Source organism: Bacillus sp. CH_70, assembly GCF_038007045.1.
Taxonomy (GTDB): Bacteria; Bacillota; Bacilli; order Bacillales; family Bacillaceae_G; genus Bacillus_A; species Bacillus_A cereus.
Map to the genome: position 1 here is coordinate 282,501 of NZ_JBBOWL010000001.1, position 10,000 is coordinate 292,500.

The window sequence follows — 10,000 nt, forward strand, 5'->3', positions numbered from 1 at the left end:
GATAAGATCCGTAGTCAAGAGGGAAACAGCCCAGATCGCCAGCTAAGGTCCCAAAGTGTGTATTAAGTGGAAAAGGATGTGGAGTTGCTTAGACAACTAGGATGTTGGCTTAGAAGCAGCCACCATTTAAAGAGTGCGTAATAGCTCACTAGTCGAGTGACTCTGCGCCGAAAATGTACCGGGGCTAAATACACCACCGAAGCTGCGAATTGATACCAATGGTATCAGTGGTAGGGGAGCGTTCTAAGTGCAGTGAAGTCAGACCGGAAGGACTGGTGGAGCGCTTAGAAGTGAGAATGCCGGTATGAGTAGCGAAAGACGGGTGAGAATCCCGTCCACCGAATGCCTAAGGTTTCCTGAGGAAGGCTCGTCCGCTCAGGGTTAGTCAGGACCTAAGCCGAGGCCGACAGGCGTAGGCGATGGACAACAGGTTGATATTCCTGTACCACCTCTTTATCGTTTGAGCAATGGAGGGACGCAGAAGGATAGAAGAAGCGTGCGATTGGTTGTGCACGTCCAAGCAGTTAGGCTGATAAGTAGGCAAATCCGCTTATCGTGAAGGCTGAGCTGTGATGGGGAAGCTCCTTATGGAGCGAAGTCTTTGATTCCCCGCTGCCAAGAAAAGCTTCTAGCGAGATAAAAGGTGCCTGTACCGCAAACCGACACAGGTAGGCGAGGAGAGAATCCTAAGGTGTGCGAGAGAACTCTGGTTAAGGAACTCGGCAAAATGACCCCGTAACTTCGGGAGAAGGGGTGCTTTCTTAACGGAAAGCCGCAGTGAATAGGCCCAAGCGACTGTTTAGCAAAAACACAGCTCTCTGCGAAGCCGTAAGGCGAAGTATAGGGGGTGACACCTGCCCGGTGCTGGAAGGTTAAGGAGAGGGGTTAGCGTAAGCGAAGCTCTGAACTGAAGCCCCAGTAAACGGCGGCCGTAACTATAACGGTCCTAAGGTAGCGAAATTCCTTGTCGGGTAAGTTCCGACCCGCACGAAAGGTGTAACGATTTGGGCACTGTCTCAACCAGAGACTCGGTGAAATTATAGTACCTGTGAAGATGCAGGTTACCCGCGACAGGACGGAAAGACCCCGTGGAGCTTTACTGTAGCCTGATATTGAATTTTGGTACAGTTTGTACAGGATAGGCGGGAGCCATTGAAACCGGAGCGCTAGCTTCGGTGGAGGCGCTGGTGGGATACCGCCCTGACTGTATTGAAATTCTAACCTACGGGTCTTATCGACCCGGGAGACAGTGTCAGGTGGGCAGTTTGACTGGGGCGGTCGCCTCCTAAAGTGTAACGGAGGCGCCCAAAGGTTCCCTCAGAATGGTTGGAAATCATTCGTAGAGTGCAAAGGCATAAGGGAGCTTGACTGCGAGACCTACAAGTCGAGCAGGGACGAAAGTCGGGCTTAGTGATCCGGTGGTTCCGCATGGAAGGGCCATCGCTCAACGGATAAAAGCTACCCCGGGGATAACAGGCTTATCTCCCCCAAGAGTCCACATCGACGGGGAGGTTTGGCACCTCGATGTCGGCTCATCGCATCCTGGGGCTGTAGTCGGTCCCAAGGGTTGGGCTGTTCGCCCATTAAAGCGGTACGCGAGCTGGGTTCAGAACGTCGTGAGACAGTTCGGTCCCTATCCGTCGTGGGCGTAGGAAATTTGAGAGGAGCTGTCCTTAGTACGAGAGGACCGGGATGGACGCACCGCTGGTGTACCAGTTGTTCTGCCAAGGGCATAGCTGGGTAGCTATGTGCGGAAGGGATAAGTGCTGAAAGCATCTAAGCATGAAGCCCCCCTCAAGATGAGATTTCCCATAGCGTAAGCTAGTAAGATCCCTGAAAGATGATCAGGTTGATAGGTTCGAGGTGGAAGCATGGTGACATGTGGAGCTGACGAATACTAATAGATCGAGGACTTAACCATATAATATGTAGCAATGTTATCTAGTTTTGAAGGAATATGCCTTCATAGTTTGGTGATGATGGCAGAGAGGTCACACCCGTTCCCATACCGAACACGGAAGTTAAGCTCTCTAGCGCCGATGGTAGTTGGGACCTTGTCCCTGTGAGAGTAGGACGTCGCCAAGCAACTTTAAGACGAGTCAGAATGACTCGTCTTTTTTGTATGCTTTCATACCTCTATCAATTGCATTTTTAACTCCTTCTAAATAAGAAAATCCATATTTTTTATCTGGCTCTAAGTAAGTTCCTTCCGCCCACTCATTCCATGCGTTAATAAATAAAAACTCGCTGTTATAAAAAGAGTAAGTACGATGAATTTGCTTGCTTAAATATATGGTGAACTTTTCTGGGGTAGAACCTACAAAGATGCTGCTATTTGCGTTTTTACGTCGTGCAGTATTATCCCAATCAACAAAAGCCCCAGGAAATGTTTTTTTCTTTGGGAGCGATCGTTGTAATATATACATCCATACTTTATCGTAGTCCCAAACATTCAATTGCATATCAGAATCATATATGACCTTATTTATGTCTGAAGAGCTATCATGGGCAATTGTATAGAAAGGTTCAAACTGAATGCTAGCATCGAATCCATTTATATTAGGTAGTGGAAAACTGTTTAATGTTTCAGCAAAGTATATGCCTTTTAAACCATTTTCTCGCGCTAATGCATTCCAGTAATTAAGCATTTTTTCACAATCAGGAATATGTCCTGGACGATAAATAATGAATAGAGGTTTATCATCTATATAAATATATCTCTCATCTTGGAAAGCCTGTAATAAATAATCAAAGTGTTCCTTCCAATCAGATATATCTCCGTAATCTTGAGGCATTAATATATGTTTATCGAGACCATCCCAAGATTTTGTCCATGGTTCATTTGCCCAAGAAAGACAAAAAGGGAAGTCAGGTTCCTTCATCTTTAGTACGTCATTAAAGGGTGTTTCTAATAGTCTTTTTCCCTTAAACCAATAATGATAATAACAAAAACCATATATACCGTATGCTTTAGCGATTTCTGCTTGCCACTTTCTTACGGAGGGGCTAGTTAAGTCATAATAAAAATCTTGATAAGGTTCCCTCGGTTGATAATGTCCTGAAAATAAAGGTCGTGCACTTTTAGTATTTGTCCATTCAGTAAATCCTTTCCCCCACCATCGATCATTTTCTTTAATTTGATGGAATTGTGGTAAGTAAAAAGCGATTATTTTCAAAGTATATCCCCCTCATGTTTTTCGTAGTTCAATTGTTGGGAAGTTATTCTTGATTTGGTGGAGTAATTTTAAAACAAGAGATATGTTAGCTGTTTACTGTTTTTTTTATGGTATGTATTGAATTTGCTTTTACAGCTTACTTAATAAGAGAGTATTAGGTAATTTGATATATAGCTGAAATAGAAAGTGCTTTTCGTCATGAAATTAAGTGTATAACGTTGAATAAAAGGAATTAAATTTTTTGAAGGACAAAGAGGGCTTGTGGTAATCGATTTACATCATCAAAAAAGTCTTGTAGCTTTAAATATTTCTCATAATGATTTTCAATATAAGTCCTAGGTATAACGGTTTCTCCGTAAAAACTACTATTTCTAACATCCCCTGCACCAGTAGCGCTGTGGACAAATTTTCCGTTTTCATAATCCGAGATAGCGCGATGTATATCTGGAAAAGCTTGAGATAAAGTTTTATGCCATCCTGTTTGAATTAATTCAGGATGTTCGTGGAATTGTTGACAAAAATCAAGAAAATAGCGCGCTTGTGTTGTTGCGATGAAAATTCCACCAGGGCGAAGAACTCTTGAAAATTCTTTTATCCAATTTTCAGCAGTTTCTTCGGATAAATGTGAGAATACAGAATAAGCGAATATGATATCTAATGAATTGTCACTAATAAATTCTACAGGGGGATGTGGACTTGCTGTTTTATATATCCCTCTTCCTAGTGTTTCATTACAAAGTGTGATCATCGCAGGATCCACATCAATGCCAAGTAAATTTTGATCAGAGGCATCTTTAAATAAGAAGCGTATAATTCTTCCCCATCCGCAGCCGAAGTCTAAAACTTTACTTTCTTTATTCACGGGAACACCTAAATTCTGGGCGTATTGTTTTATATAGCTATAAAACAAATATGCTTCATAAAGAGCATGTTCATAGGAAGCACCTACAAATTGTTTTTGAATTTCTTCAGGAGGAAACCTAGGTACGGGAACCCCATTTATCGTTGTTTGGGAACAACTTTGTATAAATAAATTTAGAAGTTCAACATCAGATAGTGAATTAACAAGATTATCAAAATCACTTCCTAACTTAAAGTTATGCATTTGTCAAACCTCCGAATTATATAGTGATTAAACCTTATTTTCTTGCTTTTTACTAATAAAAACATGTAAAAATTCAGCATCTAAACCGAGTGATCTATCCTTTTGTAAATAAACAATGGTATACATATTTGTGTGTGTATAAATATATTCAATCATATCCTGCCCCCAATCGAACGTTACTAAAGACCCATTCTCATCAATAGGGTTTCCGTGATAAATGGGCTCTTCAATATATTCAATCACCTCTTTATTCAATCTTGCTCTTTGCACAGTTTTTGTGAGTGTATGATACCAAGGGACAGTAAATACATGAGCGCCGCCAGGTTTTAATACTCGTTCTATTTCTTTAAAGGCTTTGTTTGGCGTCATTACATGCTCAAAAACGTCTTGAGTAATGAATAAATCAAAAGATTCATTTTCAAAAGTCATGTCTTCTAAGTTCTCACATCTAATTCCTTGAAAGTATTGGCCAAGAGGATAGTTTTTAAAGTATTGAGAATATGTATAGTTTTTACAGTTTTTTAATAGTAGCTGAGTTGTAATTCCTCCAGGAGAGGATTCGTGGATGCTATAGGAATCCCATTTTGGAAAAAATGTGTGTAAAGTATGGATTAAAGCTCGCTGCCTCGGGATAGAGTTACATGTAGAACATAAATAATGATCTCTAAGCCAATCATTATGCTCTATAAATGTAGCTTTCTTTTCGCAAATAACGCAGTACCCATTATTGTGTTTCAAATTGATTTCCACACGACATCACTCCTATGTTACATGCAATCTATTTATGGAAAGTATGATACACGTCAACAATCGGCGAAATCAAAGGGAATAGGTGAAAGTTAGGTATCTCTTAAAATAGCGATTAGGAAAAGGGAATAATCAGTTGAAGAGAACCCGACTCGAATTAAAGTTTCACTTTATGCTATGCGATGCATTAGCTTTTATTCATAGAAAAATGTATAGACTTAAAGTATCCCTCTCGTGTACGGGTACATTTCAAAGTCCTGTGCATATATTTCTGTAACTAAATCCATGGTTTCTTTATCATAAAAGCTTTCGTATGTTGGAAATCGTGGGAAGGCTTCATCTGTAATGCTAAGTTCTGCATAGCTCCCTGCATAAATCATCTTGTGGGCGCGATGATGATCTGAATTTGTAAGAAGTGCTAAATTGGATTTTATCAAATCGTACGTGTGTTCTAGTTTGGTGATTTGTGCATTAAAATCTTCTAAAGGAATATAACATTGGATGAAGTTTTCTTCACCAGGGACGTATTGTTGGCTAAAATGTATATCTATTGCTAGGGAATTGGAACCAAATGCCTGAACGTAATATAAAAATTGTTTAAATGATATTCCTTGATTACTATATTTATCATTATAAAAATAATGACGGATACTTTCCCATTGGGGGCTAGCGTATGGATTGTCAGCAAGTAATAGAAATGAGCTGACAGCCCTTGTATAGGGATTTCGCACAAGTTTACAAACATCCTTTTTACCTTCTAGAAGACCATTCTGTAACTCTGGTATGTAATTTATATTGTTCTTATACACCCAGAACTCATAGTAATGAATAAAGTCATTGTATTTCTTTGCTTCAGTAAATAATCCAATTTGAAAAAAGAACCAATTAGCTAATGCGGTGCATCCGCTTCTGTGACTCCAAAATAGTATAAGGGGAAAGTCTTTATGGTAATGCGGAATTCGGTCTTTATGTAGAATTACATGATTTAAAAGCTCTTGATTTATATTTTTCATGAGTTTCGCACTCCTTTTTTTGAGAACCTTGTGTATGTAGAAGTTTTTTTATGGGTTAAACAAGTGAGGATTGTTTATTAAATATATTCATGGGGATGAGTAAATATTATGAGTGTTTTTGCAGTCAATCTGAATAAGGAAGTTATTTCAAAATGAAAATAGAAAATAAAGATAATGAAAATTTATAACAAACATACAATGATAAGAAGATGAATAATCGAAATGATCCAGTTTATTTGTGTATGATTTTAGGTTTGACGATGGGAAAAATTTATTACTAGAGAGATGATATTATGAGGAAGAATAATTATTTAATAGTAGGTGGAAATAGTTTCATTGGTATCAACCTCGCATTGGGTTTATTGAAACAGGGGCAAAATGTAAAAGTATTTTCCAGGCATATAAATAATTTTCCTCAAAATATTATAAGTGAAGTTGAATTTATTAAAGGTGATTTAGAAAATGTTGAGGATATATATAAGGCTTTAGTGAATATAGATATTATTATTTATTTAGCTGCGACGTCTAACGTAGCAACTTCAATTGAAGATGTTTTCGGCGATATTAATAGCAGTTTATTTTTTCTTAATTTCATGGAAAGTGTTAAAGATTTTCGTATTAAAAAAATTATATTAGCTTCTTCAGGAGGCACAGTTTATGGTGAACCTGAATATTTGCCAATTGATGAGAAACATCCATTAAGACCACTTTCCCCGTATGGAATAACAAAAGTTTCGCTCGAGAATTATTTGTATTTTTATAAGAGAAAATATGGAATAGATTATGTTGTATGTAGATATTCTAATCCGTATGGAAAATACCAAAACCCCTTAAAAAAAGTTGGGGCGATAAATTGTTTTTTGTATCAGCATCTCAGTAATGAAAGGATTCATATATATGGGAATCCAGAGGAGATTATTAGAGATTATATTTATATCGATGATTTAGTTGAAATTACTATACAACTAGCACAATTAAATCAATTGAAATCTTGCGTATATAACATAGGGAGTGGCAAAGGTCTTTCTTTAAAACGAATTATAGTGGAACTAGAGAAAATAACAGAAAGAAAAGTGGATTTTATCTGTTATAAACAAAAACAAGAGAACGTTCAAAGAATCATTTTAAATATTGATAAGGTAAAACAAGAATTGAATTGGGAGCCTAAAATAGATTTTAAAAATGGGATTAGATTAAATAAACTATGGATTGAAGAGTTCTTATATAGTAAAAAATAATAAACCACACTCTACTTGTATATAAGCAGAGCGTGGTTTATTATTTTACTTCTTTTTCTATTACCCAAAGGTCTTGATGTTCCCACCAAAATCCTTCAGTATACTTTTTGATGATTGGGTTATGGGGCAGTAATTTAATTTTGTCACATACGTAAGAGGGACTAACTATCGTTTGTCCGTACTGATTAACATCTAAATCGAATTGTTCACTAGAAGAGAGAAACCAATAGCCATGTTCGTTTAAATTTGGAAACCCGAAATATTTTTTACTTTGATAGCCATGGGTTGTGAAAATGAATAAACCACCAGGTGAAACAGCGTTATACAATGTTTGCAGCCAACGAAACCAAGTTGTATCAGGCATATGAGAAAAAAAGGATAGACAAAAAACAATATCGTACGTAGATGAGTCTAATTTTAACTGTTCGGGCTCAGGATGAGATAATATAGAAGGATTATTTAATTTGTTTTCAATAAAGGAAATGGCCTCTTCGTGTATATCGCAAGCGGTTATACTCAAATTCGCTTGTAGATTTAATAAATGACGTGTTACGCAGCCGTATCCAGATGCAAACTCTAACAATTTGATTGGATTGCCTGTAGGAGGATAAAGGGAAGTGATTAAGTCTAAGAGTATTTGTGCTGAGTTTTGCCCGTCTTTAAAATAGTAATCTATCGCTTCTTTTTTTGATGGGAAAACGGGATTAGTGACAATGAACTGAAAGATATGATCCTCAGGATGGATACTTGCATTTACATTGTAGCTGTGTGCGATTTGAGAAATTAAATCTTTATGTTCCTCTATAAAGTCTTTCAAAGAGTATTCCCCCTTAAATAATAGTATCGCCTTACAAGAGATATTGATGGCAGAGAAAGCATACGTTTAAATTTTTAAGTATGCTTTAAGATACTTTCTATATGTATACATTTTCATTTTAGAAATGTCGTCGATAGTAAAGCTTTCTTTAATGAAATTTTGCATTTGCACAACTTCATTGTAATGGGAATATGAATTTTCTGTTCTTGTTACGCTATTTAAATGTCGTCTATGATAGTTTAGGGGGGCTGGATTGAAGTAAATATCTCCCTCTGTAAGAAGAGAAACATAGAAGAACCAGTCACCAGCTATTTTGAACTTTTCTAACTGTTTTTCTGTTTTCTTCATATCTATATTTTTAAAAACTACACTCGAGACATTAGGTATAGTGTTTTTGATAAGTAACGTATCTTGTATTTCTTCGACGCCTTTTCGAAAATAGGGGGCTTTCCATTTTTCTTCATCGATATCATTTGTGTAATTTAAATAATGATTAGCCAATACATTTCCTTGTTCGTCTATTTGTTTTGATTGTGTGTAGCTTAAGGCAATATTGTTATTTATATAAAAACCCTGCATCACCTCTTGTAAAAATGTCTTATCGCATAAGTCATCAGCCTCTGCAATCCAAATATAATCACCAGTTGCTGCAGTGACGCCTTTTATCCATTGTTTAAATACAGAACCAGAGTTTGTATCATTAATAACCTGTTGAACCTTCAGATGGATCTTATTTTCTTTTGAGAGCAGTTCTTTAAATGTTGATACGCTATGATCAGTGGAGGCATCGTCTAAGAAAATTAGTTCGTAAAGAGGGTAGGTTTGGTTTAATATTGATTCGATTCGATCAGGTAAGTATTTTTCATAATTATAGTTTGGTATGATTACGCTTATCTTTTTGTAATTATGTTCGAGAAGATCTAGTAATTGATAAATGTAAGTAAGAAAATTGAAGTTTTTTTCGATAAGTTCTTGGCCAAAGCTTCCCTTTTGTAATCGTAATCCCTCATCATGAATAAATTCATATATTTTTTCTAGCATTTTGGGTAAATTTAAAAAGTCTACTAAGGCACCAGTTTTTTCTGTAACAACATCCTCAAAACCTCCAGCATTTTTAAACCCTATAACAGGAAGTTTTGCATCTAATGCTTCTAAAACAACATTTGGAAAAGGATCTTCCCTTGAAGTTAATAAGTATAAGTCAGCTCCGGCGTTATATAATCCGATATCGGGAGTAGGATCGATTACTGTGAAATGTGCTTTATATTTAGGGGGCAGTGTATTCAGGAATTGAACGTCTGTTCCCCCTACCCAAATAAAATGAATATCCTTGTGAGCCTTTCTTACTAAGTAAGAGATAAGTGAGAATAGATCGATTCCTTTTCGATAATCTGCGAAGCCTACACCCAGGATGATTTTGCTATCTAGAGGCAGGTTAAGCTTCTTACGTAACTCATTTCTAGCTTTTGCAATATTGTTCTTATAAGGATTGTGGTTAAACAAACCTTGAGGGAGAATGTGACATTTTTGAGGATCCAATTCAGTGATTGTACGAAATTTTTCTTGTACGTATTGTGAAGGGAAAACAACTTTGTAAGCAAATTCAGCGATGTTTTTAGCTTTCCCTTCAGCAGAGTACTGTTGTATTAAATGCGGTAATTCATGTATTAATGAAACAACTTTTATATTGTGTCTAGCTAGTAATGCGACGATATCGCCACTTATGACAGTGCTACATATGGCGAGGGTAAAATCCTGTGATAATAAATCCTTTATTAATAATTCGACCTTTTCTTTTGTTTGATAATCTTGCTCGAGACAATAAACAGGACCGTACTTTTGGAAATCGGGAATTAAAATACCGGATCCAATAGAAATAATTGCAACAGAGTAATCAAAGTTTT

7 protein-coding genes and 2 rRNA genes (2 of these 9 only partly in view) are annotated in these 10,000 nt (G+C 37.0%); 3 read left to right on the forward strand and 6 right to left on the reverse strand.

Annotation, left to right across the window (positions count from 1 at the left end; genetic code table 11):
• Together N2V79_RS01560 and rrf are read left to right on the forward strand one after the other, a co-directional pair.
• Window positions 1–1,921 (forward strand): 23S ribosomal RNA (locus N2V79_RS01560); it begins 1,001 nt to the left of the window's first position.
• A gap of 48 nt (window positions 1,922–1,969) precedes the next feature.
• A 5S ribosomal RNA gene (rrf, locus tag N2V79_RS01565) occupies window positions 1,970–2,085 on the forward strand.
• A 14-nt stretch (window positions 2,086–2,099) separates the two neighbouring features.
• Here rrf and N2V79_RS01570 read toward each other — a convergent pair.
• The 4 genes from N2V79_RS01570 to N2V79_RS01585 form a co-directional block, all read right to left on the reverse strand.
• Window positions 2,100–3,176, reverse strand: coding sequence for a glycosyltransferase WbsX family protein (locus tag N2V79_RS01570; protein ID WP_000690984.1), 1,077 nt, complete (start codon window positions 3,174–3,176; stop codon window positions 2,100–2,102).
• A gap of 232 nt (window positions 3,177–3,408) precedes the next feature.
• On the reverse strand, window positions 3,409–4,281 hold the full coding sequence (locus tag N2V79_RS01575; RefSeq protein ID WP_000551407.1) for a class I SAM-dependent methyltransferase: 873 nt from the start codon (window positions 4,279–4,281) through the stop codon (window positions 3,409–3,411).
• Between the two features lie 27 nt (window positions 4,282–4,308).
• Window positions 4,309–5,031 carry a class I SAM-dependent methyltransferase gene (locus N2V79_RS01580; protein WP_000405127.1) on the reverse strand — a complete coding sequence of 241 codons (723 nt, stop codon included), beginning with the start codon at window positions 5,029–5,031 and terminating at the stop codon, window positions 4,309–4,311.
• 215 nt (window positions 5,032–5,246) lie between these two features.
• Window positions 5,247–6,041 carry a sulfotransferase family 2 domain-containing protein gene (locus tag N2V79_RS01585; protein ID WP_000790050.1) on the reverse strand — a complete coding sequence of 265 codons (795 nt, stop codon included), beginning with the start codon at window positions 6,039–6,041 and terminating at the stop codon, window positions 5,247–5,249.
• Window positions 6,042–6,334: 293 nt separating this feature from the next.
• On the opposite strand from N2V79_RS01585, the gene N2V79_RS01590 reads away from it, so the two are divergent.
• Window positions 6,335–7,279 carry an NAD-dependent epimerase/dehydratase family protein gene (locus tag N2V79_RS01590; RefSeq protein WP_088021844.1) on the forward strand — a complete coding sequence of 315 codons (945 nt, stop codon included), beginning with the start codon at window positions 6,335–6,337 and terminating at the stop codon, window positions 7,277–7,279.
• A 40-nt stretch (window positions 7,280–7,319) separates the two neighbouring features.
• On the opposite strand, the gene N2V79_RS01595 is transcribed toward N2V79_RS01590, so the two are convergent.
• Both N2V79_RS01595 and N2V79_RS01600 read right to left on the reverse strand, forming a co-directional pair.
• Window positions 7,320–8,096, reverse strand: a complete 777-nt coding sequence (locus tag N2V79_RS01595) for a class I SAM-dependent methyltransferase (protein WP_053565455.1) — start codon at window positions 8,094–8,096, stop codon at window positions 7,320–7,322.
• Window positions 8,097–8,162: 66 nt separating this feature from the next.
• Window positions 8,163–10,000 carry the 3' portion of a glycosyltransferase gene (locus N2V79_RS01600; RefSeq protein ID WP_340719532.1) on the reverse strand. Its footprint extends 94 nt past the window's final position, so only the last 1,838 of its 1,932 coding nucleotides appear in the window; the start codon falls outside the window, past its right edge; it ends in the stop codon at window positions 8,163–8,165.